Below are 24,304 nucleotides of genomic sequence, written 5' to 3' on the forward strand. Positions count from 1 at the left end.
GACCGAGATGAAGCGATGACGGAGATTCTGAAGTTGTCAGCCTACTGGGTCAATGCCTTCACGACCCAGCCCTTCTGCGGCAATCCCGCGGTGGTCATCCCCACCGCGGCTGGCCTCAGTGACGATCAAAAGCAGCTCATTGCCCGTGAAGTGAACTGCTCTGAAACAGCCTTTGTGGAGCCTGCTCAAAGCCAAGACGCTGATTTTCGTCTGCGCTGGTTTACGCCAACCCAAGAAGTCTCTCTCTGTGGCCATGCGACCTTGGCGACAATTCAGGTGCTGTGTGAACTGGGCTGGTTTAATCTCAAAAAAGGCACCAACCAGGTGCTTTATCTAGAGACCCTCAGCGGGATTCTCTCGGCCTTTGTGGATTTTACCCAGTCCGATCGCGCCTGGATTTGGCTCTCGCTTCCCTCCTGTGATTTCCAGACCCTGGAGCCCACCATCCTGGCGCAGGTTGCCGCTGGCCTGAGGTTAGATCCAAGACAGCTCAAAAGGGGAGTGATCGAGAGCCTTAATCAGGATGTGCTGGTGCAGGTGGAATCCTTAGCGATGCTGCAAAGCTTAGATCCAGACTTTAAAGAACTGCATCAACTGGGCGATCGCCATCAATGGCGTGGCTTTTGCTGCTATACCCCCCAAACTCTGGATCCGGCCCACGCGGCCCATTTGCGTTTCTTCGCGCCCCAGTCTGGCATCTTAGAAGATCCGGTGACGGGTTCGGTCAGTGGTCCCTTGGGGCTACATCTGAGGGCTTGTCATCAGGTAATGGAGGACCATCTGATCCTGGAGCAGGGCGACAGTCTGGGGCGATCTGGACGGATTCACCTGGATTTAAGCAATCAAAAGCCCCGTCTCGGAGGGCAGGCGGTTACGATTTTGCGAGGAGAGTTTGAGCTTTGATATCGGCGCTGGGACTAGATCTAGGGGAGAGACGCATTGGCGTTTCCGGCTGCGATCGCCTTGGGCTGCTGGCCACAGGAATCACCACGATTCACCGGCGATCCTTTGAGGCAGATATGCAGCAGCTCAAACAAATTATTCAAGATCGAGACGTCACCCTCCTGGTTGTAGGGCTGCCCTATACGATGGATGGCAAAATCGGGTACCAAGCCCGCCGGGTTCAAAAACTAGCCCGCCGAATTGCAGAGGCGGTGGCTTTGCCTTTGGAGTATGTCGATGAGCGACTGACCTCTTACGAAGCCAAACAGCTGGTTTATCAGCAGAGTAAGCGAGTGAATCGAGAGAGCGGCATCATTGATCGCAAGGCGGCCGCTTTGATCTTGCAGCAGTGGTTAGATCAAAAACGACAGGATTCAACTTCTCATGCGAGAATGTCTCATGATTTGGAGAACAACTTCTCATAGAAGGCCTAGGGAACTCTCGACCCCTACGACTGGACGGTACATCAACGAGGAGCGCTGATCGCTATGGATATGGAAGGGGAAATTCTGACCCTAACCGACGAGACGGGGCATCTACTGAATTGTTATGTGGAGGCCGCGGTGGATCTCGATGGTGAACGATATGCTCTATTGAGTCCTGTGGACTATCCGGTGGATATTTTTGCCTGGGTTGAGAACGGAGATGAGGAAGAAATTTTGATGCCCATTGAGGAAGCTGAACTCAGCGAGATTTTTGCCACGGCTCAGGCTGTCCTCGCCGAGCAAAACTTGAAGCTTAAGCGATCTGCCCTCTCGCTAACGGTGGAAGGCGAATTGCCTGAGGTGGATGAGGAGCAGATTTTGGCCATAGAGGCGGAAGATTTCAATGAAAATGATGAACAAGATGAGTATCAGCTCCTGGCAACCTTTTTTCACGAGGAACAGGAATATGCCGCCTATACACCCATCGATCCGGTTTTATTTATCGTGCGTTTGAATGAGCACAACGAACCTGAACTGTTGAAGCCAGAGGAATTTAAGCTCCTTCAGCCCAAACTTCTGCCCTACTTCGAAGAGCATCTTCTCGATGACGAAGCCTAATTGAGTCGAAAACCCTGACGGAACTGTTTCGCTTTCCTACCATAGATTTTGACGTTATGACTCGCAACCTTCAGCCAAACCCTAAATCGAAACGGTCCCCCCGCTCCCAGTCTCTTCAGCCCCGACGGCCCCGCAAGCCTTCGTCGAGGAGAATTTGGGCACCGGTTCTAGGCCTGACGGTGCTGCTGGGGGGAGCCTACGGCTGCAGTCAGGCCTGGTGGCGATCGCAAACGCGACCCGTTTTGGTGCAGGGGGCAAGTCGTGCGGAGGCTGCCAACATCCAGGTGCAAATTCCGTCAGGGACCTCTGCCAACGAGGTTGGGCAAATCCTCCAGGATAAAAATTTAATTCACTCATTGCTGGCCTGGAAAATCTGGACCCGGTGGGCTGGCCTCACGAATCGACCGGGGGGGTTTCAAGCTGGCACCTATGAACTGTCTCCTGGAGATCCGTTGCCGAATTTAGCCGAAACGATTTGGGAGGGACGGGTCAAGGAGGCCGTTTTTACCATCCCAGAGGGTTGGAGTATGCGCCAGATGGCTCAATATTTTGAAGCCCAGGGCTGGTTTTCCCAGGACGAATTTAGGGCTGTTGCGGAGCAGATTTTGGCCAACCCTCCCCAGTGGCTTCCGCCGCAGCTAGAATCCCTGGAGGGATTTTTATTTCCCGATACCTATCAAGTTCCAGTGGACAGTCGCACCCCAGAGGCGGTACTGGCAACTATGCTCAAACGCTTTGAAACCACGGCACTTCCTCTTTACGAAGCCGCCAGCCCCCCCCCGTCGCTCACCCTGCAAGAGTGGGTTACCTTTGCCAGCATCGTGGAAAAAGAGTCTGTGGTGCCCCAAGAACGGCCGATTATTGCTGGAGTCTTTAAAAACCGCCTGGAGATCGGCATGACCTTAGGGTCCGATCCTACGGTGGAATATGGTTTGGGCGTGACGCAAACGCCCGAAAATCCCCTAACCCTGGCCCAAGTCCGCACACCCTCTCCCTACAACACCTACATCAACCCAGGCTTGACTCCCACGCCCATTGCCTCTCCTGGGCTGGCCAGCTTAGAGGTTTCCCTCAATCCCGCGCAAACGGAGTACCTCTACTTTGTTGCCCGCTATGACGGAACGCATGTGTTTAGCAAGACCCTCGCTGAACATGAAAGGGCTCAAGCTAAAATTCGAGATAAATTTGACCCAAAATCCTAAGTTTTCTCTATCTTCACAGAAGTTATGGTTCCCCAAAATTGGATTCAGCTGCTGGAGCCTGATCTTTATCTGCCTGGGTCTGTTTTAAGCATTACGCCCCAGCTAATCCAGCAGTATCAAGTGCAGGGGATGATTTTTGATGTGGACGATACCATCGTCTCAACCCGGACCCAAGATGTTTCACCGGACGTAGCGCAATGGATTCAAGAGATTAAACCCTTGGTCCGCATTGCCTTGGTGAGCAATAACTTAAAGCATAGCCGCATCCGGCGGGTCGCCAAGCGTTTGGAGGTGCCTTACTATTTCGGGGCTGGGAAGCCCTCCCGGCGCAGCTTGCGCAAGGCCTTAGTCCAAATGGATCTGCAGCCCCATCAAGTCGCGATGGTGGGCGATCGCCTATTTACAGACGTCTTAGCGGGAAACCGCCTCGGCATGTTGAGTATTTTGGTGGACCCCATTCACCCCCCGCAGGTTAGCGTTACCAAAACTGGTTTGCTGCGAGCCTTTGAAATTTGGTTGTCAAGACGCCTCGGGGCCTCAATTTCCAACAAGGTCCAGCAGCCTTCATCGCCCTAGGAGGGGCAATCCATGTAGTTACAAAACTACAAGTAGCGCAACTTATCTCAATAGAGTCTGCAAAATCTAAAGAAAACATTAGGTCTGTTAAGGTTTCAGTCAAGGGGGTCCATTATAGGGAGAGATAAATCAGAGCCAGCTTAATAAAGGTTCTCGACCATAAAATTCAATCAATTTTTCAACATCAGGTCAGCCCTCTGCGTAGAGCTGACCTGATGTTTTTGGCTGAGCATCCCCGATGGCAAAGCCGCGATGGACCTTGGCATGAGTCGGATCGGGCAGGAACAAAGAGGGAGAAATCGATGTAGGACCATGCCCTTGTTTTATTGTTTCAGGGTTTCAGGGGACACCTCAGTCCTCGCGGGGGCTGTGGTAAGATGTACGACTTTATGCTTTGTTTTTAGCGCGTTCTTTTTTGTCAGGGTTTGCCACGGGTTAGATTTGCGATGGGTCAGATTATTGTTGTAAAAGTTGGCACCACCTGTTTAACTCAGCCTCAGACAGGTCAGCTATCGCTGACCACCATCGCAGGGCTGGTGGAAACCCTCTGTCAGCTTCGCCAGGCTGGACATCGGGTCATTCTCGTGACCTCAGGGGCCGTGGGGATTGGCTGTGCTCGGCTTGCCTTGGCTGAGCGTCCCCAATCCATGGCTCTCAAGCAGGCGATCGCTGCCGTGGGTCAGGGACGATTGATGCGCATTTATGATGATTTTTTTTCCTCCCTGCAGCAGCCGATTGCCCAAATCCTGCTCACGCGCGGTGATTTAATGGATCGCTATCGATTTATCAACGCATCCAACACCCTGAATGAATTGCTGAAGTTGAATATTGTGCCCATCGTGAACGAAAACGATACGGTGGCGGTGGATGAACTCAAGTTTGGCGATAACGATAGACTCTCAGCGTTAGTGGCGAGTCTGGTGCAGGCTAACTGGCTCTGCATTCTCACCGATGTCGAGTATCTCTATTCTGCCAATCCTAAAACTGACCCTGAGGCTCAGCCCATTCACCTGGTAGAATCCCTGGCACAGTTGGCCATCACCAATGTCCAAACCCATGACCCCGGTTCGCGATGGGGGACCGGCGGTATGGCCACCAAGATCTTGGCCGCTGATATCGCTACCTCAGCGGGGGTTCGCACCGTGATCACCCACGGGCGATCGCCTCAAAATCTGCTGAAGATTGTGGCGGGTGAAGCAATTGGCACTCAGTTTGCCGCCCATCCGACCCCCATTAATGCCCGCAAGCACTGGATTGCCCACACCCTTGTGCCTGCTGGCAAGCTAGTCCTAGACGATGGTGCGATTCGAGCCATTACGCAGTTGGGGCGATCGCTCTTGCCCGCTGGCATCCTCACCATTAGCGGGAACTTTCAGGCTCAGCAAGCTGTTCAGATCTGTGATGCCCAAGATCAAGAGGTGGCTCGGGGCCTGGTGAATTACAGCAGTCAAGAGCTTCACCAGATTCGAGGGCAGCGGTCTGAAAAGATTGCCCAAATTCTGGGCTATGCCGATACCGATACGGTGATCCACCGCGACAATTTGGTGCTTCTCCGCTAAAGTTAAAAAATATTAAAACTGCGTGACTCCCCGGCTTAGAAGACTGCGAACTAATGAGTGATGTGCTTGCCCTGCACCTAGGACCCACAGGATCGGCAACCGTAATGGGGCCTCCCCCACCCAAGGTCGTTGCCATTGGAGATAGCCTCACCTATGGCTATGGCGATCCTGTGGGCGGCGGATGGGTTGATCGTCTCAAGCGAGACTGGATGTCCAGCACTCCGTCAGCACCTGTCCTCTATAACTTAGGGGTGCGCGGGGACACCATCGCTCAGATTCACCATCGTTTTGAATTTGAGTTTCAACAGCGGGGAGAACTGCGTCATCGTCCTCCCCAAACCCTGATTTTTTCCTTTGGCGTAAATGATTCAGCTCGCTTAGGACATTCTCGCGGGCGTCACAGAACCCCCTTTGAGGCCTTTCAAGGTCATCTCGGAACTTTGCTGGATCAGGCCTGTCAGCTGGCCCAGGTCTTGTTTGTGGGCATGGTCCCGGTGGACGAACGACAAATGCCGTTCATGGATGCATTTTTCCTGACCCAGGAAGATCAGTATCTCTACAAAGAAGCCACACGCCTCGCCTGTCAAGAGCGGCAAGTTCCCTACCTGGATGTGTTTGAAATCTGGCGACAGCGGGGGGCAGATTGGCTGGTCCAACAGCTCTGTGATGATGGACTGCATCCCAATTCCAGGGGCTATCTCCATCTCTATCAGGATATTGTGCACTGGCCAGCGCTCGAACGCTGTTTCCACGGTACGCTGACCAGCCATAACACGACTCTTGGATAACCCTCTGTAAACCTGGACTCTGGGATCACCCAGACTCTAGCACGCCTCCCCCCAGGACTCTATCCTCCTGATACCAAACCGCTGCCTGCCCAGGCGTTACCCCGGCTTGAGGATCTGCAAACAGGAGTTGGGCGCGATCTGCGGCAAGGGGCACCACCGTGGCTGGAACAGGTTGGGCGCGATACCGGAGCTGAACTTCGGCCTGAATGGGAGTTTGGGGTGGGGCAACAGACACCCAGTTAACGCGCTGTACCCAGCAGCTTGTGAGGGTAATGCTGTCGCGATCGCCCACGACCACCCGGTTTTCCTGGACATTGAGCGCCACCACATAAAGAGGCTTCTGGGCCGCAATGCCTAAGCCTTTTCGCTGGCCGATGGTGTATCGATGGATGCCTTGATGTTGGCCGAGCACAGTCCCCTCCAGGTCCACAATCTCCCCTGGCTTGGCTGGAATATGCTGATCTAAAAAGGACTGCATGGATCCGTGGGCCTCAATCAGGCACAGGTCCTGACTTTCCGGTTTATCAGCAGTATGGAGATGATACTGCGCTGCAATACGACGGGTCTCGGCCTTGGTTTGCTCGCCCAGGGGAAAAAGGGTGGCGGCAAGGAGATCCTGGGTCAGATCATAGAGAAAATAGGACTGATCCTTTTGGCGATCGATGGCCCGGCGAAGCTGGTAGCGACCCCTGTGGGGATCAAAATGAACGCGGGCATAGTGCCCCGTGGCAATTTTGCTGGCCTTGAAGTCATGACGGGCCAGCTCAACCATGGGACCAAACTTGACGGCTCGATTACACTGCGAACAGGGAAGCGGCGTAATTCCCTGTTCATAGCCTGAGACTAGGTAATCAACAATATATTTTTGGAAGCGTTCACGGGTATCGACGACCTGATGCTCAATACCCAGGGTTTCACAAAGCTGAGCTGCATCCACCAATCCCTCTGAGCAACATTGCCCTTTCCCTTTCATCAACCAGAGGGTTAAGCCAATGACTTCATAGCCCTGCTGCTGAAGGAGGACGGCCGTGACCGAGCTATCTACGCCACCCGACAGGCCGACGACAACCCGTTCTCGCTTGCTTTCTCCCTGTCCCATCGATCTACTGTTCCTTGCTGATGTCAATATCCTAGCGCCCCTCTGCAGAGCCAGCGATGGATCGCCACTACGGCATCTCACGGCGGCGGGCCTCCACTGCAAACAAGCGCGGAACTGCCTATAAAAAAGCTTAGCTTTTCGGCCTACGGAATGGACCCAAAAACTAAGCTTTCACTTTGTTCAAACTTTGAAATTTTTTCAATGTTTCCGCTTTGCCTTAGGGGTAAAGCAAGAAACTCGGCACTGGCTCCTGCCCAGATCTTCGGTGGGTACCGCAAGTCCTTAGAACAAAAAGCCTCTGCAAGGCATCAATTTTACGTTTTAGGGCAATTTACATCCTTGGGTAAAACGATGCTGGGTATTTTACAGGAGCCTAGACTGGAAGGGGAATCTCTTCCTCCACGTTAACCCGTAAGCTGGGAAACAAAAAGTGATTTTCCTCTACATACTGGGCACCAAAAAGACCCTTTTCAGCCCAGAAGTATCGGTCCGTTGTATGCTCGTTGCGTTTAACAAGCAACAACGCCGGAGGGTGTATGTTCTCCGCTTTGATGTACTTACGGGCCGCTGTCACGGGTTTATCTTCCCCGCTTTCGATACTGAACTGGGGAACAGATTCTAAAATTCTGCGCCCCTCAAGGCGACGACGACTCTTGCGCTTCCTTCTCCTTGCCAACCTTTGTACCTCCCTATAGCATGAACAGGCGTAAAGTTCGCTACCAAATTGCGATTCAGTATAGCTTTTTACAAAAAAAATTTCAACATTCCTTAACCTTTTGCCAAGGATTCTTGACAAGGGTACGGAGGGACGAGGGATCTAGGCCTTTGGTTTGTAAAGATATGAAACGTTTTTAGGTTCGGGGCACAGGACATTGCGAAGTTTCGTCACGCTTCTCCCTCAACCTGTTGGCGGTAAGCCGCCGCAGACAGTAAATGACTCATGTTGGTTAAGGGAGCCGCGAGCTGGACCTTTAAGAGCCATCCCGTGTCATAGGGAGAGTCCGCCAGAACTTCGGGGCTGTCCAGGACGGCCGTATTGACCTCGGTAACCGTTCCTGAGACTGGGGCCATGAGTTCTTCCACGGCCTTAACGGATTCCACATTCCCGAAGGCTTCCCCTTGGGTGATGGACTCTCCCACCTCCGGAAGCTCAACAAAGACAATATCACCTAGTTGATCCACCGCGAAGGCTGTGATGCCTAGCGTGGCTATCTCTCCGTCCAGGTTGACGTATTCGTGGGAGTCCAGGTACTGGAGATGGTTGGGATATTCAAAGCTCATAAAAGTTCTGTCGAAGGTCTGATGAAATCGGTGGATAAGGTGGGCGATCGCGGGGATCTACAGCAAAGTTAATACTGCGGAACGGATGGATCAATCTCTTGGCTCCAGGCATGAATACCGCCTTTGACGTTAATCCCTGGAATGCCGGCCTGGGACAAAATACCCAAGGCTTTGGCCGATCGTCCGCCCATTTTGCAGTGGGCAATAAGGGTCTGATCGCCCAGGAGATTCCGAACTTTTTGGATGCCTTCACCACTCTCAATCTCCGAGAGCGGAATTAAAACGGATCCGGGAATTTGGGCAATTTCATACTCATTGGGGTTGCGGACATCAATGAGCACGTAGTCGTCCGGCTGCTGGTCTAAAAGGGTCTTGAGTTCTTGAACCGTAATTTCTTCCATATCTTGCTGTTGCTGTTGGTCTGACGCTTGGGCCTGGGGAATGCCGCAAAACTCTTGGTAATCAATGAGCTTTTCAATCACCGGTCGCTCTGGGTTGGGCCGAAGCTTCAGCTCCCTAAATTTCATCTCCAGGGCGTTAAAGAGCAGCAGACGACCACTGAGGGTTGTCCCTTGCCCCAAGATGATTTTAATGGCTTCTGTGGCTTGAATCACGCCAATAATACCTGGGAGAATCCCCAGCACGCCACCTTCGGCGCAGGAGGGCACTAATCCAGGGGGAGGGGGTTCAGGATAGAGATCGCGATAGTTGGGACCTCCCTCATAATTAAAGACCGTGGCTTGGCCCTCAAACCGAAAAATTGAGCCGTAGACATTGGGCTTGTTGAGGAGCACACATACATCGTTGACCAGGTAACGAGTCGGGAAGTTATCCGTTCCATCAATGACCATATCGTAGGGCCGGGCGATGTCTAGCGCATTTTCAGAGCTGAGGGCCGTTTCGTAAAGGTCAACCTCACAAAAGGGATTGATCTCTAAAATACGATGCTTTGCGGATGTAATTTTAGGTTTGCCGACCCAGGAGGTGCCGTGAATGATTTGACGCTGGAGATTAGAATGATCCACCACATCAAAATCCACAATACCGATGCGCCCCACGCCAGCAGCGGCAAGATAAAGCAATAGGGGAGATCCCAGACCACCGGTGCCCACACAGAGGACGCTGGCAGCCTTCAGGCGTTTTTGTCCGCTCACGCCCACCTCTGGCAGTATCAGGTGCCGAGAATAGCGTTCGTAGTCGTCTTTGGTCAGCTGAATCTGATCGAGATTCGGATTGAGCATGGTTGATCGTCCTTTGCGGAGCGCTGCGGCTAATGAATCGTCTAAAGGTTGCTCTGCAAACTGTGGGAGAGAGAACCCGAGCTATTAGGGAAAAAATCGGTTGCCGATCCCTTCCTCAAGAAGGTTCCAACCTTCCCGTAGTCTCATATCTTACCGAAAAGGTTGGTCCTTTGTGGCTGGAGTGATCCGCAGGACTGCTGGGCATGGGGATTGGGATTACGGAAGCGCAGCAGACAGAAGCAGATGGGGACGCTCGTTAAAACGGCGGATAACTTGCGTCGTTGGATTGTAAGGATGACGGGACCCCCTCGCCGCAGCGGGGCAATCAAATTCAAATAAGGCCGTGGGTAGGATTGTGAGCCCCCAAACGGCGGAACAACCTAGAAGGACTTGAATCAAGTATTGCAGAAGACCGCCGTGGGAGATGATCCAAAGCCGGTCGTCGTCGCTGTGTCGGGCCCCAAGCTTGTCCCAAAATTGCCGCGATCGCTTGGCTACAGCCTGAAGGCTTTCTGCCCCTGGAATCCTGAGGGGATCAGAGGAGGCCAGCAACTGCTCACAGAGCTGAGGATATTGAAGCTGAGCCTCTGTCCAGGTCAGGCCCTCAAGGATGCCGTTGTGGATTTCCATCAATGTCGACTCAAGGAGCAGGGGACGACCGAGGGCTAAAATTTCTGCAGTCTGTCGAGCGCGCTGTAGAGGACTGGTGTAAATATGGGTGGGAGACCAGATCTGATGCTGCAAATACTGAGCAAGCTGTTGGGCCTGCTGCTGGCCAGTTTCAGAAAGCGGACTCTCTTGCTGACCTTGAATCTCACCGCGGAGGTTTCCCAAGGACTCAGCATGGCGCACCAGGAGAATCTTCATGGTGTTAGAAGTGGAGGGGGAAGCTTTGCCCCCTCAAGCCCTGACCAACACTCCGGGTTCGGACTGCATGGGCAACACGTTGAGGGTGTCTTGCTTCATACAGTATTCGATGTCGGGTAAAAGATTGAGCCCGAGCATGCGCTGACCATGGCTCGATCGCTTGGCCATGCACAATAAATCCTGATCATACTGCTGGTAGAGGGCAATAGCTGCAAAGGTTTCGTCATTGCCGGCGCAGGATTCCAGGGGCACTTGCAGCTTTTCAATGACATGGAGGGCGATCGCCCCAGCACAGGTGGTATCTTCCAGAGAAAAGGCGCCTTCCCACCCAGATCCCACAATCCAAACCGTACTCGGTTGGGTCTCTAGGAGGTGCTGCACCACACGGGCGCGATTCAAAAACGCTGCGGTTATTACAGTCGGGGCGTTCTGAATACTGGCAAGGGCGCGAGTGCCGTTGGTGGTACTCATGAAAATTCGTTTTCCTTGGACCCGTTCAGGGCAGCAGTCAATGGGGGAGTTCCCCAGGTCAAAGCCCGCTACTTTTTTGCCGCCTCGTTCCCCAATGCGAATCCGCTTGGGAGCCTCCCAATGAAGGCTCGCCTCCATGAGTGCGTCTAAATCACTGAAGGCCTGAATTGCCTCAGCGCCCGCATCAAGGGCGGTGGCAATTGTGGTGGTGGCTCTAAGAACATCAACGGCAATTGCACAGTCGGGCAGGTCCCCCTGCGGAACAGACTCGGGCGTTTGATAGACAAACAGCTTCATAGAAAGGTCAAACCAATGAAAAAACAAAGAAAGATCAGCAACGCAGCTGATCTTCAAAGTTAGGGAACGGCTGTTGCGCCCCTGCCCCAGTCAAACGTCGCTTCGCCAGCTAGAAGCAGGCTATTGTGCGGTCTGGGGATTTGGGGCTGCGCCCCCTGCGGGGGCCTTAATCAAAGCGCCCAGCGCTGGGTTAGACTTCAGAACCTGCATCAGAAGGGGCAAATCAACGGTTAAGGTGGGCACCGGGTACTTTTCCAAAAGGGTGACAAAACTCAGCTGCTTATCTGCTGCCGCCGCCGTAACCGCAGCGCTTCGCAGTGCCAAGGCCTCCGTTCCCTCCGCACCCGGCAAAATGGTGGCAGCAGCCATGTCCTTGAGGAGTTGTTCGCCCAAGGGGGATCGCAGCAAACGGTCGACCTGGAGAACATCATAGGGCAAGGTCGTGTTGAGAAGTCCCAGCAGGGATTGACGCTGATCAGAACCCACAACCCCCAGGAGGGAGGTCAGACTCCCGCTGGTTTTGCCACTGGAGGCATAGTCCTTCAGCTCAGCCACGGAAACTGAACGGTAGAAGGGACCATACTTGAGCGTAACTTTCTCGGCTGCTTGGGCCTGTAGCCCCCCGATGAAAACCCCAATCAGAGCCCCCATACTTACCAGGGGCAGGCTAAGGCGACGAATCAAAGTCATAACGATAATTACCCTAATCAGAAGGCCCAGGGCTGAAGTCCCAAGGACACCTCAAGTATGCAGGAAGGTTCTAATCCGGTCAACTGCCTGCCCTAGAATGGCTTCATCGTGGACCAAGGCAAACCGAATATATCCTTCTCCATGGGCCCCAAACCCTGCACCGGGCGAGACGGCGACTCCAGTCTGGGCGACCAAGGCCTGGCTAAAGCCCAAGGAGTTATGGGACCATTCGGGAGGAAGCGCTGCCCAGATATACATGGTGGCTGCAGGCGGCCTCACCATCCACCCCATCTGTGCCAGAGCCTTGAGAAAGTAGATCTGGCGCTGCCGAAAGCACTGCACAATTGGCTCAACGGCACTTTGGCCTTGCTGAAGAGCAACCTGGGCCCCATTTAAAATCCCGCGGTACTGATTGAAGTCCACCACGGCTTTGATGCGGCGAAGTGCTGCAATGAGGTCTGGATTGCCGATGGCATATCCTATCCGGAAGCCGCCCATACTATAGGATTTGGATAATGTAAAAAATTCAATGGAGCAGGTGCGATCGCGATCGGCCTGCAGGATAGAGGGCGCCGGCTGGTGGGAAAAGACCAGATCTGCGTAGGGAAAATCATGGGCTAGGACAAGATGGTGCTCCTGGCAAAACTGAACGGCCCTTTGAAAGAATTCCAAGCTTGCAGTGGCGGTGGTGGGATTGTGGGGATAGCTGAGGATCATCAAACGGGCTTTCCCCAAGATATCGGGTGGAATCGTGGAAAAGTCCGGTAAAAAGTGATTTTCTAGCCGAAGTGGCATCCCATACAGACGACCGTTGGCCAGGTAGACCCCCCCGGCATGGGAGGGATAGCCAGGGTCTAGCAAAAGGGCATAGTCGCCGGGGTTAAGAATCGCCAGAGGAAGATGGGCCGTTCCCTCTTGGGATCCGATCAGGGGCAGAACTTCCGTCTCTGGATCCACTGACAATCCATACCGCTGTTGGTACCACTGCGCCACAGTTTCGCGAAAGTCGCGGGTGCCCTGGAACAGCAGATAGCCGTGGGTGCTTTTATCCTGGAGCGAGCGGGAAATTTCATCAACAATCGCGTCTGAAGCCGCTAGATCTGAAGATCCCAGTGATAAATCAATCAGATCTTTCCCCTGGGCGCGGGCAAGGGCCTTGGCTTCATCCATATCCGCAAATACATTGCGGCGTAGGGGCTTTAACCGTTCAGCAAGCTGAATCATCAAGGCCTACGATTCGTCAAGCTGCGCCCGCAGTTGCTCTAGCTCCGCATCCACCGGGGCCTTTTCAGGTTCTGAAACCTGCACTGGAGTTTCTCCGGCCGGCAGGGCCGCCGCATTTGGATCGGTCCCCGCCAGTTGGGCCTTCATCATTTCCAATTCGGAATCCACGCCGCTGCCCATTTCAAGCATGGCAAACTGACTTTCCAGGGAGTCGCTGGAGAGCTCCATGACCGCTTCGGACTGGGCCTCCATTTGCAGGACCTTATCCTCCATTCGATCAAAGGCTCCCATAGCGCTGGCGGTATCCACCGACCCCAGGGTACGATTGAGCTGCTCATTGGCCTTGGCAGCACGGGCACGAGCCTTCAGCATTTCTTTTTTGGTCTTCGCTTCGGCCAATTTGCTCTCAAGGGCCGTCATATTGCGCTTGAGTTTGGCCACCTGAGATACGGAGTTGTCCAGCTGGTTTTTTAAGCTGGTGGCGGTCTCGGTAAAGGATTGCCGTCGAGTTAAGGCCTCGCGAGCTAGGGTTTCATCTCCCTTTTGGAGGGCCATCTGGGCGCGGCGATACCATTCACTGGCTTGGTTTTGGGCCTGGTTATACTGCTGCTCAAGCCGCTTCTGGGATGCGATCGCCTGGGCCACGGCCTGGCGAAACTGGACCAAGTCCTCCTGCATATCTAGAACAGTTTGCTCAAGAATCTTTTCTGGATCCTCTGCGTTGCTGATGGCTGCGTTGACGTTGGAGCGCACGAGGCGACTAACTCGGTCGAATAATCCCATGACTTGGCTCTTCCTACTCGAGGTTAACTGTGAGAAGACTACAAACCGTTGAACCACGGTCTAAGACTAATGTTTATATTTTAATCGGGGACTTTAACCCTGTCATATTTTGCACGGTTTTCCTAGGAGGATGGGGCACTGGACCAGACCTCGGCCTCTAGACCCTGAGCTTGAAAGCGTTTAGCTGCCGCAAAGGCCTCGCCTTCATTGACAAACTGCTGGAGTAAAATCCTACGCCCCGAGGTAAAATCCAGCACCCTTGCCCCTGGGACCTGGGCTCGCACGCTCTCCAATCCCGCCTCATCCACATAGTCTAGGACTACATAGAACTGGGTTTCGCCTGCTCCTGGGGCCCTGCCAGAACTCGACAAGGCTGCCGCAGGGGTCTCAGGAGTAGGCTTGGGTGAGAGTGCTGGCAAACTGGCTGAGCCATTCAAGTCTGGGAACGTGTCGTTGGCTAGGTTTGGCCCCCGTTCCTGGGGATTGTTGAGCGTGCGTTCATCGGGATCTGAGCCTTCAACCTCGCTGCTGGGGGAGGGAGCCTCCTTCGGGGTAGGGGGTCTAGACCCCAGGACTTGAACCAGTGCCACGATACCCACCGCGGCCACCAGGATGATACCGGCCACCCAGGCCAACCTTTCCAAGGACAGGGCGGACTGGGAATGATCCTCGATTTCCTGCGGGGAAAAATGGCGCAGTAAGTCCTCCGATGATTCCAGGTAATCCTCTAGCGAAGGATTGGTGTAGGTGGTCAAGGAGGACTCGGTGGTGACTAACGCCGTGGTTTCGCTTGCGGGGGCTAGGTCGATCTCCCCTAGATCGTCCTCAAACTCTGTAAGATTGAGCAACGTGATGTCCTCGCTCTGAGAGTGGGCCGGCAGATCGCGAGCCTGGCCGGGGGAGAGCGAAGACGCATCCTCCTCGATCTTGGCGGTAGGGGTGGCTGGCGGCGAGCCTGGCGCAAAATCTCCTGCTGGGGACGGCAGCGCTGCTTCTGGACAGGTCGGCGAGATTCTGCCTTGGCGAAAGAGGGCTAACTCAGACTCCAGGGTAAGATCAAGGGTTCCTAGCACTGCATGGAGCTGGGGATGAACCGCTACAACGGCTGGAGAAGGGGAAGGTTTCGTCATGGCAGTTAAATTCCGCCGTTTAATAAGGTCATACAAGTCGGTGTTATTTTAGCCTGGTAGGCTTTAGAATCTGAATCATTTTTGCTGTTTAATCACCCTTACACATCGACATGGCTCAGTCTCCTGATTCTTCGCTTCCTAAAATACAGCTGTTAACGATGTTTCGACTGGGACTTTACCAGATGGGACTGGGCATGATGTCGCTGTTAACCTTGGGGGTGCTGAACCGGATTCTCATTGATGAGCTGAAGGTTTTGCCCCTTTTAGCGGCGGGGGCGATCGCCATGCATCAATTTGTGAGTCCAGCCCGGATTTGGTTTGGCCAGCTCTCCGACAGTCGCCCTTTTCTGGGACAGCACCGCACCGGATATGTATGGTGTGGTGCCCTGCTGTTCACCACGATTTCCTTTGTAGCCCTGCAGGTTATTTGGCAATTGGGCCTGGCGCTGCAGGATCAGGGTTGGGGCCCGGTCAGCTACGGCTGGACCGCCCTCCTCGCGCTGATGTTTGGGCTCTATGGCCTGGCCCTAAGCGCGAGCTCAACCCCCTTCGCGGCTCTGCTGGTGGATATTTCCGACGATGATAATCGATCCCAGCTAGTGGGGGTAGTCTGGTCGATGCTGATGGTGGGCATTGTGGTGGGCGCAATTATCAGTTCGGGCCTGCTGAATCAGCCCGATCTGTGTGGTAGTGCAATTCTGAAAATGCCGGAGGGAACAGCTGCGGCCACGGATATCTCACAGCTTCAGGCTTCGATTAACCCCGCGTTTATTGCGGTGCCTGCCTTAGTCCTGGGGCTTTGCCTCCTGGCAACGGTGGGGGTGGAATCAAAGTATTCCCGGTTTAAGACCCGGTCGGCTACCGCTCAGCGGGAGGAGCAACTGTCTCTATCGGATGCCTTTGCTGTCCTCACGGCCAGCCGCCAAACCGGTATTTTCTTCAGCTTCTTGCTGGTGCTCACCATCAGCATCTTTATGCAAGATGCGGTGCTGGAACCTTTTGGCGGGGAAGTGTTTGGCCTATGTATCTCCGAGACGACTCGCCTCAACATTCCGTTTGGACTCGGCACGCTGTTTGGGATAGGCGGCAGTGGCTTTTTAATTCTGCCGCGGGTGGGCAAAAAAAATGGTACGAAACTAGGGTGTTTCGGGGCGATCGCCTGCTTCGTGGCAATTATTCTCTCTGGATTGACCCAAAATCTACCGCTCCTGAACGCCGGACTGTTCGGCTTTGGGTTATCCTCGGGCCTCATTACCGCAGGGGCCACCAGCCTGATGCTGGATTTGACGGCTGCGGAAACCGCCGGCACCTTTATTGGCGCTTGGGGGCTAGCTCAAGCCCTGTCCCGCGGTCTTGCCACAGTCCTAGGCGGCGGCGTATTAAACTTGGGTAAGGCTCTCTTCGATGCGCCCGTCCTTGCCTACAGCAGCGTGTTTCTACTTCAGGGGCTCGGCATGATTCTGGCCGTTTACTGCTTGGGACGGGTCAATATTCAAGAGTTTCAAGAGAGCGCCAAGGCTGCGATCGCGACGGTCCTCTCCAACGAAATTGAGGGTTGAGATCCTCTCCCTCTGACCTTATCAGTTACAGAGAGAGATTCCCCGGATCGCCCCAAAGATTTCCTGCTTCAGTGCCAGTTGACTAGAATTCATGACTAAACTCCCCGTCACCCCGACTCCACAGGCATTTTCTATTCCCCGTTGCCCACGGAAATTACTGGAGCCGCAGCCATGTCTCTTGGCTTGGTTGACCCACATTCAAGACAGTGAGAGATTCTGACACTCAAGTCTGTTTTGACTGCGGTACCACAATCAGGACAGTCCTGACTCGTCCCTCTTGGGCCAACCTTGCCGTAATACACCTCTCGCTTGAAGCACACCCCAGGCAGGATTTGATGGGTGAACTGCCCAATCCTGCGTCTAGCGGATGCTGACCCAGCATTCCTTTGGCCATAATGCGGAAGTTCAGGTCTTCCCCGAAAATCATCCCTGCACCATCGCAGAGGTGATGCGCCAGCCCGACATCAATCCCGACCGGGTGGCCATGAGGCGTTGTACTAGGAATATCGACGTACTAGGAATATCAACCTCAGACTGAAGACTCAGCATGACGAAATCCCGATGCCTTACGGACGATTCGGGCTTGTTTGACCTCAAACAAGTCGGGGATACACCGTGACCACCGAACCTTGACCAAACCCAGTTGCGGCAGCTTCATCCCTTCCTCGCTGATGCAGGTCTTGAGCATCTGAGGGAACGCAAAGGAGCGCATCCGATTCGGCTTTTTGAATCGAGGGAATCCCGACCGCTTCAACCGCTCAAGGCTCCCAGGACGCTTCCAGCTTTCGGATAACCTGCTGAAGCACCTGGGCGTTAACGGTCTTGAGCCTGGGGAAATCGGCCTTTGCTGCAGTTAACGACTTGCACTGCCGAGCATCACTCGGGAAGGGGGCATCCGCTGGCCAGATGAACGCTTGCCGAATTGAACAAGCATTGACCGGAGACTTGCGAGAATCGAGCCAGTCTTTGCGCTCCCGCCGGGCAAACGTTCTGCGGCCTACCCCCCTAACCACTTCGCGGGATAGGCGGATCACTGCGGCAGATCTTGGTAGGGGGCATTGTCCTGCCACGCCCCACCCCCCAAACTCAAACAAACTTAATGTCATTATTTACAGTTTTTAATATTTTGGGTGGAGATATCGCGTTAGGAAGGTAGACAGGGAAATCCTGGAAGGGGCAGCGTAGCGCTTGCCACTCCTGTCTCCAAGGTTTTCTGTGTATGATATTCGCCGATCATTGCTGCAAAACAGCGCCCAAATTTAAGCGCCTTTTGGAGTAGGTTTTGCAATTTAATACACATTTATTAAAGAACGAGTTGTGGTTGCGCATCTCGTTTTAATCTAAAAGTTAAACTGATTTGTCCAAAACTCCTGGCAACCGTTTCCCATCCGCTTTTGGGTTATTTACCGAAAAGGCTGGGTTCAGTTCCGTAAGCGCGTCAGGTCAAACACTGTAAACCGGAAGGGAGCCTTCGAAAGCACATGATTGTAAAGGCAAGTGGAGGAAGCTCGGTCGCACAGCCGCAGCTCTATCAAACCGTCCCCACGTCAACGATTGTTCAAGCTGAGCAACAGGACCGCTTTTTACAGGCGGGTGAACTTAGTGAACTATCCACCTATCTTAGTTCTGGGCTGAAGCGGATTGAAATTGCAGCGGTTTTAACCCAGAATTCTGAACTTATCGTCTCAAAAGCCGCCAATCGGATTTTTGTGGGGGGTTCACCCATGTCCTATCTATCTCGACCTACGGTGGATAGGGATATGGACACCGCCTCTGCTCCAGCCTCCAAAGGCGGTGGTGTTTTCAGCGGCACATCCGCAGCTGTGAAAGCAGCCTTAGGACCTGCGCCGCGGGGGTTTCGAGCGATTAATATCGCCCGCTACGGCCCAGCCAGAATGCAAAAGTCCCTACGGGACCTAGACTGGTTTTTGCGCTACACCACCTATGCCATTGTGGCAGGGGATCCCAATATCTTGTCCGTCAATATTCGCGGACTGCGTGAGGTGATTGAGAACGCCTGCTCCACTGATGCGACCCTGGTGGCCCTTCAGGAAATGGCGAAATCCAGTTTGAGCTACTTCAAAAATGATGCGGAGGCCACCGACATTGTTTTGCAGTATTTCGAAGTGGTCATCAAGGAGTTTCGAGCCGCAACCCCCTCTGACAAGCTGCGCCAGCGACCGAGTTCAGACCAGCAGGGCTTGAGCTTGCCCCAGATTTACTTCAATGCCTCGGAGCGACGACCTAAGTTCGTCATGAAGCCAGGGCTATCTGCCTCCGAGAAGAATGAAGTCATTCGAGCAGCTTATCGGCAAATTTTCGAGCGCGATATTACGCGTGCCTACGGCCTGTCGATCTCCAACCTGGAGTCTCAGGTTAAAAATGGCGAAATCTCAATGAAGGAGTTTGTCCGTCGGATCGGAAAGTCTCCCCTCTATGCCAAGGAATTTTATCAGCCCTTTATCAACAGTCGCGCCCTAGAGCTAGCATTCCGCCACTTTCTGGGGCGGGGACCTAGCAGCCGTGAAGAAGTCCAGCAGTATTTTGCAGTTGTCTCAACGGGTGGATTATCCGCACTGGTAGATGCCTTAGTGGACTCCGAAGAATATGCGGACTACTTTGGCGAAGAGACGGTGCCCTACCTGCGTGGTTTAGGTCAAGAGGCTCAAGAATGCCGCAATTGGGGGGTTCAGCAGAATTTACTCCGCTACAGTGCCCCCTTCCGCAAGACACCTGAGTTCCTCACGGTCTTTGCATCTCAAGATCAGGCTCTGCCGGATCAGCATCCCTACGGGGCTGGCAATGATGCTCTGGAAATCCAGTTTGGCGCCATTTTTCCGCGGGAAACCCGCAATCCGGTGGCTCAGCCGGCTCCCTTTGGGAAAGATACCCGTCGAATTTTAATTAATCAAGGCGCGGGGATCAATAGCCAAATTAGTAACCCTCGCGCCCGCGGGGTCGCTCCCGGCACCCTTGGACCTAAGGTGTTCAAGCTCGATCAGCTCCCGGCACAAAAGGGCAACAACACCAGCGTTCAGTTTGGCGAAAGCTCGACTCAAAGAGTGATCCGCGCTGCCTACCTGCAGGTGTTTGGCCGCGATGTCTATGATGGTCAGCGGCAAAAGGTTGCGGAAATCAAGTTAGAAAATGGTGAAATCTCGGTGCGCGAGTTCATTCGAATTCTGGCTAAATCACCGGTGTATCGCAACCTTTACTGGACGCCTTTATACGTCTGTAAGGCCATAGAATACGCCCATCGCCGTCTTCTCGGACGACCCACCTATGGGCGTCAAGAAATGAATCGCTACTTTGACCTAGCAGCGAAGCAAGGCTTTTATGCCGTGGTTGATGCCATGCTTGATGGCATGGAGTATGCTCAAGCCTTTGGCGAAGATACGGTTCCTTACCTGCGCTATCTGACACCGGGGGGGCAGTCCTTACGCAATCGCCCCTCGCGCATGGCAATGGCTCCTGCGATGGTGGCAACCCCAGCGACTCCGCGCTTTGTCGAGTTGGGTCAAGCTCAAGAGGTGCGACCTGAGGCTTCGATTCAGCCTCGGGTTCTCCAGGGGGTGAGTAAGCAACGGGAGCAATCGCGCATCTTCAAGCTCACCGGTTTGGTCAACAAGGCCGAGGTGAAGACGGTGATTGAGGCAGCCTATCGCCAAGTCTTTGAACGCAATATCAACCCCTACATTGTTCAAAATGAATTTATCGTATGGGAGTCTAAGCTCAGCAATGGGGAGATTAATCTGAAGGAGTTCATTGAGTTCCTTGGACAGTCCCCCCTGTACCTGAAGGAGTTCTACGTGCCCTACCCCAACACCAAGGTCATTGAGCTGGGCACTAAGCATTTCCTGGGACGTGCACCCTTAGATCAGGCAGAAATTCGTCGCTATAACCAAATTTTGGCGGCCGAGGGAATTAAGGCCTTTGTTAGCGCCATGGTCAATAGCCTTGAGTATGCCCAGGCCTTCGGGGAAGATACGGTGCCCTACCGTCGTTTCCCCACCCTGCCAGCGGCAAACTTCCCCAATACCGAGCGCCTGTATAACCAGTTAACAAAGCAAAGTCGGGACATTGTAGTTCCCAGCTTTGTGACCTCCGGCAACTCTTAACATCGATTTACAAAGGGGGCGATCGCAGGAGTGATCTAGAGACTTCCTACCTCGCCTTCTAAAAAGATTGCCCTCGCAAGGAAGCCCGAAACCTTGCGAGGGCAATCTTTTGCGCCTACATGAATCGTTTTATTAAAAACTATTACAGGTTGTCCTTGTAGGGGGCCGTAATGTTTGAGAATGATTCCGGTAGGTATTCGACCTGATGTCATTAAAGCCTTTATAAGGTGCATCTCGTTACTAAAATTTTCTTTCAAATTGGAGGAATCCATTAATGAGTGTTGTCACGAAATCCATCGTGAATGCCGATGCAGAAGCCCGCTATCTTAGCCCTGGTGAACTGGATCGCATTAAGAGCTTTGTCACAAGTGGCGAGCGCCGTCTTCGTATAGCCCAAACGCTCACAGAGAATCGCGAGCGCATCGTGAAAGAAGCAGGTGATCAGCTATTCCAGAAGCGTCCAGACGTCGTTTCTCCCGGTGGAAATGCCTACGGTGAGGAAATGACTGCCACCTGCCTGCGCGACATGGACTACTACCTGCGTCTTGTCACCTACGGTGTGGTTTCCGGTGATGTCACTCCCATTGAGGAGATTGGAATCGTCGGGGCTAAGGAAATGTACAACTCCTTAGGAACTCCAATTCCTGCTGTAGTTGAAGGAATTCGCGGAATGAAGAGCGTTGCCTCAGCGCTACTTTCTGGTGAAGATGCTTCAGAAGCAGGGTCTTACTTTGACTACGTTATTGGTGGTCTTCAGTAAATAAGCCTTCGGATTCACTAATTCATTCCAAGTTTTAGGTTCCAAGTTTTTTATAAGGACGCACAATTATGCAAGACGCAATTACAGCCGTTATCAATTCCTCTGACGTTCAAGGGAAGTACCTAGATGGGGCTTCCATGGATCGACTCAAGTCTTACTTTCAGTCCGGTGAACTGCGAGTTCGGGCAGCGGGCACCATCAGCAGCAATGCGGCAACCATCGTGAAGGATGCGGTTGCCAAGGCCCTGTTGTACTCTGATACCACCCGTCCCGGTGGCAACATGTACACCACTCGCCGTTATGCCGCCTGTATTCGTGATTTGGACTACTATCTCCGCTATGCAACCTATGCCATGCTGGCGGGTGATCCCTCCATTCTCGATGAGCGTGTGTTGAACGGTCTGAAGGAAACTTACAACTCTCTCGGCGTTCCTGTTGGCAGCACCGTTCAAGCCATTCAGGCCATGAAAGAAGTGACCGCAAGCCTTGTTGGTCCTGATGCGGGCAAGGAAATGGGAGTTTACTTCGACTACATCTGCTCTGGCCTTAGCTAAATTCTAGCGATTTTCAGAAGGAGGAGGATTCCGTAAGGATTCCATACCCTGTGTAAGTCTGAGAAAGTCAAGCTATTGCTAGTCTGTTTAAGTTTTGAGATCTGTTTTCAGGATCTAAGCAGGATAGAGTTAGCTTGAATTTCTCAGACTTCAGTTTTAAGAACCTCATGGATGTTATTGATGTTTTAGTCCTTGACGCTTTACCAAAGTTGCGGTCGTTATCCCTTACAGGAGAAAATGCACAGATGAGAATGTTTAAGGTTACAGCCTGCGTTCCCAGCCAGACAAGAATTCGAACTCAGCGAGAGCTGCAAAATACCTTTTTCACCAAGCTTGTACCCTACGACAACTGGTTTCGTGAACAGCAGCGCATTATGAAGATGGGTGGAAGAATTCTGAAAGTGGAGCTGGCTACAGGTAAGCAGGGAATGAACACAGGATTGCTTTAGGCGCTTCTGTTCCCCCAACTGGGTCCGACAATCTCGGGCTGTTGAACTTGAGTGAGGTGAACTTTCTGAAAGATGTGTCTCGTGTTTTGGCGAGAGACATCTTTTTTATAGCCTTATCGAGTGCTGAGGATCGCTGCTATACTGACTTCGATTTCAGTGGAATAAATTGCTGTGAAGGTTCTCCAGTTTCTCCCTTTCTTCGATCCCTCGGTAGATAAATGGGCCTTTGAAGCTCGCTTCCTGCAGTGGCTGACCGGTATTTGGTTAATTCTGGGCTTGGTGGTCCTCTATTCTGCCTCTTTTACCGTGGCGATCGCAGAGTCTGGAGATGGGCTGTACTACTTAAAGCGTCAGATTCTGGGCACTCTAATTGGTCTAGTGGTGCTCCGGCTGCTGGTGCGCACCCCAATTCATCAACTCTATCGCTGGTCAACGTTAGGATTTCTAGCTTGCCTGCTGCTTATTTTCGCGGTACGCATTCCCGGCATTGGTGTCACCGTCAATGGTGCAACTCGCTGGATTTCTTTGGGACCCGTCCCGCTGCAGCCCTCCGAGATGATGAAACCCTTTCTGGTTTTGCAAAGTGCCTATGTGTTTGGTAAGTGGCACCGTTTATCCTCGACAGAGCGGTTGAAATGGTTGGGGCTGTTCGGTTTGGTTCTGGCAGGCATTCTAATTCAGCCTAACCTGAGCACCACGGCTTTGTGTGGAGTGGCCCTGTGGCTCATTGCTTTTTCCGCCGGATTGCCGCTGAAGTCCCTGGGGATGACGGCCCTTGGGGGGGTGAGCGTGGCATTGCTCAGCGTCAGTTTTGCAGAGTACCAGCGCCGCCGCATCATGTCATTTTTAAATCCCTGGGTTGACCCCCTCCAGGATGGCTACCAACTCATCCAGAGTTTACTCGCAGTGGGATCAGGGGGAGTGATCGGCAACGGCTACGGCTTATCTCAGCAAAAAACCTACCTTCCCTTCCAGCATACGGACTTCATTTTCTCAGTGTTTGCGGATGAATTTGGACTTCTCGGCAGCTTGTTGCTGTTTGGGCTGCTGGCCTTATTTAGCTTAGTGGCCCTCAAGATTGCGATCAAAAGTAATGGCCCCACCCACCGCCTGATTGCAATGGGGGCACTGGTGTTTTTGGTGGGACAGAGCCTTCTCCATATCGGAGTGACGATTGGAGCGCTTCCCACGACGGGGCTTCCCTTTCCACTGGTGAGTTACGGCAGCAATTCTCTCATTGCTAGCTTAACGCTGGCAGGATTGTTAATTCGGGTCGCCCGAGAAGATCAAGAGGCGGATATTATTCCGCTGCGGAGTGGAGGCGCAGGAAATCGTCAGCGATTGCGGCTCCTTTCCGCGGAACAGGGCGATGAGCAGCCTAGTTATCAGGATAAGGATAGCGCTGCCTGGCGCTCCTGGCAGGAGCGCAAAGCCTTGGCGCGCCAGCACCCTCAAGTACAACAGCGGGTGCGTCGGCGGAGAAAACGAGATAAAGCCTCTCAGTAGAAGGTAAAAGGCCAAAGGACCCCTGACAATGGCGGACCTAATAGCATCGATAACCACTGAGCAGGAATACTCGAAAGAGTTCCCGCTCAGGTCCTTGCTAGTTGCGCAAAAAGCTGCAAATCTCTCTAGAACGAGATCCCCCTCTGCCGAAGGTGAGGGCATTCC

General features: G+C 53.3%; 23 protein-coding genes and 1 pseudogene. 13 read left to right on the forward strand and 11 right to left on the reverse strand.

What is annotated here, in order from left to right; translation table 11 throughout:
* The first annotated feature begins 15 nt into the window (after window positions 1-15).
* From QQ91_RS00755 to QQ91_RS00785, 7 genes are all read left to right on the forward strand, one after another.
* Entirely contained in the window at window positions 16-903 is an 888-nt protein-coding gene (locus tag QQ91_RS00755; protein ID WP_166278761.1) for a PhzF family protein, read from the forward strand.
* The gene (ruvX, locus tag QQ91_RS00760; RefSeq protein ID WP_166278764.1) at window positions 900-1,367 is read left to right on the forward strand and encodes a Holliday junction resolvase RuvX; all 468 of its coding nucleotides are present in this window, start codon (window positions 900-902) and stop codon (window positions 1,365-1,367) included. Before QQ91_RS00755 ends, ruvX begins: the two co-directional genes overlap by 4 nt.
* A 63-nt stretch (window positions 1,368-1,430) precedes the next feature.
* Window positions 1,431-1,985, forward strand: a complete 555-nt coding sequence (locus QQ91_RS00765) for a DUF3727 domain-containing protein (RefSeq protein WP_166278767.1) — start codon at window positions 1,431-1,433, stop codon at window positions 1,983-1,985.
* Between the two features lie 56 nt (window positions 1,986-2,041).
* A complete protein-coding gene (gene mltG / locus QQ91_RS00770) occupies window positions 2,042-3,187 on the forward strand; it encodes an endolytic transglycosylase MltG (RefSeq protein WP_166278770.1) in 1,146 nt (381 codons plus the stop codon).
* Window positions 3,188-3,211: 24 nt separating this feature from the next.
* Window positions 3,212-3,763 (forward strand): YqeG family HAD IIIA-type phosphatase, encoded by a 552-nt coding sequence (locus QQ91_RS00775; protein ID WP_166278773.1) that lies wholly within the window; start codon window positions 3,212-3,214, stop codon window positions 3,761-3,763.
* 446 nt (window positions 3,764-4,209) lie between these two features.
* Window positions 4,210-5,322 carry a glutamate 5-kinase gene (proB, locus tag QQ91_RS00780; protein ID WP_166278776.1) on the forward strand — a complete coding sequence of 371 codons (1,113 nt, stop codon included), beginning with the start codon at window positions 4,210-4,212 and terminating at the stop codon, window positions 5,320-5,322.
* A 53-nt stretch (window positions 5,323-5,375) separates the two neighbouring features.
* Window positions 5,376-6,110 carry a GDSL-type esterase/lipase family protein gene (locus QQ91_RS00785; RefSeq protein ID WP_201277255.1) on the forward strand — a complete coding sequence of 245 codons (735 nt, stop codon included), beginning with the start codon at window positions 5,376-5,378 and terminating at the stop codon, window positions 6,108-6,110.
* A 25-nt stretch (window positions 6,111-6,135) separates the two neighbouring features.
* Here the strand turns inward: QQ91_RS00785 and mnmA are convergent, their stop codons facing one another.
* The 10 genes from mnmA to QQ91_RS00835 all read right to left on the reverse strand — a co-directional run bounded on the left by mnmA (window position 6,136) and on the right by QQ91_RS00835 (window position 15,193).
* On the reverse strand, window positions 6,136-7,209 hold the full coding sequence (mnmA, locus tag QQ91_RS00790) for a tRNA 2-thiouridine(34) synthase MnmA (RefSeq protein WP_166278779.1): 1,074 nt from the start codon (window positions 7,207-7,209) through the stop codon (window positions 6,136-6,138).
* A 373-nt stretch (window positions 7,210-7,582) separates the two neighbouring features.
* On the reverse strand, window positions 7,583-7,885 hold the full coding sequence (locus tag QQ91_RS00795; protein ID WP_166278782.1) for a DUF3155 domain-containing protein: 303 nt from the start codon (window positions 7,883-7,885) through the stop codon (window positions 7,583-7,585).
* A 209-nt stretch (window positions 7,886-8,094) separates the two neighbouring features.
* Entirely contained in the window at window positions 8,095-8,490 is a 396-nt protein-coding gene (gcvH, locus tag QQ91_RS00800; protein ID WP_166278785.1) for a glycine cleavage system protein GcvH, read from the reverse strand.
* Window positions 8,491-8,558: 68 nt separating this feature from the next.
* The gene (moeB, locus tag QQ91_RS00805) at window positions 8,559-9,731 is read right to left on the reverse strand and encodes a molybdopterin-synthase adenylyltransferase MoeB (RefSeq protein WP_166278788.1); all 1,173 of its coding nucleotides are present in this window, start codon (window positions 9,729-9,731) and stop codon (window positions 8,559-8,561) included.
* Window positions 9,732-9,947: 216 nt separating this feature from the next.
* Window positions 9,948-10,598 (reverse strand): histidine phosphatase family protein, encoded by a 651-nt coding sequence (locus QQ91_RS00810; RefSeq protein ID WP_166278791.1) that lies wholly within the window; start codon window positions 10,596-10,598, stop codon window positions 9,948-9,950.
* 33 nt (window positions 10,599-10,631) lie between these two features.
* Window positions 10,632-11,366, reverse strand: coding sequence for a 2-phosphosulfolactate phosphatase family protein (locus tag QQ91_RS00815; RefSeq protein WP_166278794.1), 735 nt, complete (start codon window positions 11,364-11,366; stop codon window positions 10,632-10,634).
* A 120-nt stretch (window positions 11,367-11,486) separates the two neighbouring features.
* Entirely contained in the window at window positions 11,487-12,056 is a 570-nt protein-coding gene (locus QQ91_RS00820) for an alpha/beta hydrolase (RefSeq protein WP_166278797.1), read from the reverse strand.
* A gap of 51 nt (window positions 12,057-12,107) precedes the next feature.
* Window positions 12,108-13,277, reverse strand: coding sequence for an LL-diaminopimelate aminotransferase (locus tag QQ91_RS00825; RefSeq protein WP_166278957.1), 1,170 nt, complete (start codon window positions 13,275-13,277; stop codon window positions 12,108-12,110).
* Between the two features lie 9 nt (window positions 13,278-13,286).
* Window positions 13,287-14,063 carry a PspA/IM30 family protein gene (locus QQ91_RS00830; RefSeq protein WP_166278800.1) on the reverse strand — a complete coding sequence of 259 codons (777 nt, stop codon included), beginning with the start codon at window positions 14,061-14,063 and terminating at the stop codon, window positions 13,287-13,289.
* Window positions 14,064-14,185: 122 nt separating this feature from the next.
* On the reverse strand, window positions 14,186-15,193 hold the full coding sequence (locus tag QQ91_RS00835) for a hypothetical protein (RefSeq protein ID WP_166278803.1): 1,008 nt from the start codon (window positions 15,191-15,193) through the stop codon (window positions 14,186-14,188).
* Window positions 15,194-15,303: 110 nt separating this feature from the next.
* On the opposite strand from QQ91_RS00835, the gene QQ91_RS00840 reads away from it, so the two are divergent.
* The gene (locus QQ91_RS00840; RefSeq protein ID WP_236096017.1) at window positions 15,304-16,752 is read left to right on the forward strand and encodes a BCD family MFS transporter; all 1,449 of its coding nucleotides are present in this window, start codon (window positions 15,304-15,306) and stop codon (window positions 16,750-16,752) included.
* Window positions 16,753-16,773: 21 nt separating this feature from the next.
* Here the strand turns inward: QQ91_RS00840 and QQ91_RS00845 are convergent.
* Window positions 16,774-17,738: pseudogene (locus tag QQ91_RS00845) on the reverse strand (RNA-guided endonuclease InsQ/TnpB family protein); the annotation flags it as partial.
* 495 nt (window positions 17,739-18,233) lie between these two features.
* Between QQ91_RS00845 and QQ91_RS00850 the strand changes: the two are divergent.
* The 5 genes from QQ91_RS00850 (at window position 18,234) to QQ91_RS00870 (ending at window position 24,139) form a co-directional block, all read left to right on the forward strand.
* On the forward strand, window positions 18,234-20,870 hold the full coding sequence (locus QQ91_RS00850; RefSeq protein ID WP_166278806.1) for a phycobilisome rod-core linker polypeptide: 2,637 nt from the start codon (window positions 18,234-18,236) through the stop codon (window positions 20,868-20,870).
* Window positions 20,871-21,144: 274 nt separating this feature from the next.
* Window positions 21,145-21,630, forward strand: a complete 486-nt coding sequence (gene apcA / locus QQ91_RS00855; RefSeq protein ID WP_166278809.1) for an allophycocyanin subunit alpha — start codon at window positions 21,145-21,147, stop codon at window positions 21,628-21,630.
* Window positions 21,631-21,698: 68 nt separating this feature from the next.
* Complete coding sequence (gene apcB, locus QQ91_RS00860; protein ID WP_166278812.1) at window positions 21,699-22,184, forward strand: allophycocyanin subunit beta; 486 nt, start codon at window positions 21,699-21,701, stop codon at window positions 22,182-22,184.
* Between the two features lie 245 nt (window positions 22,185-22,429).
* A complete protein-coding gene (locus QQ91_RS00865; protein WP_166278963.1) occupies window positions 22,430-22,633 on the forward strand; it encodes a phycobilisome linker polypeptide in 204 nt (67 codons plus the stop codon).
* A gap of 171 nt (window positions 22,634-22,804) precedes the next feature.
* On the forward strand, window positions 22,805-24,139 hold the full coding sequence (locus QQ91_RS00870) for an FtsW/RodA/SpoVE family cell cycle protein (protein ID WP_166278815.1): 1,335 nt from the start codon (window positions 22,805-22,807) through the stop codon (window positions 24,137-24,139).
* The last annotated feature ends 165 nt before the right edge of the window (window positions 24,140-24,304 follow it).

The sequence above is a fragment of the Lyngbya confervoides BDU141951 genome (assembly GCF_000817775.3).
In the GTDB taxonomy this organism is placed as follows: Bacteria; Cyanobacteriota; Cyanobacteriia; order Thermosynechococcales; family Thermosynechococcaceae; genus Lyngbya; species Lyngbya confervoides.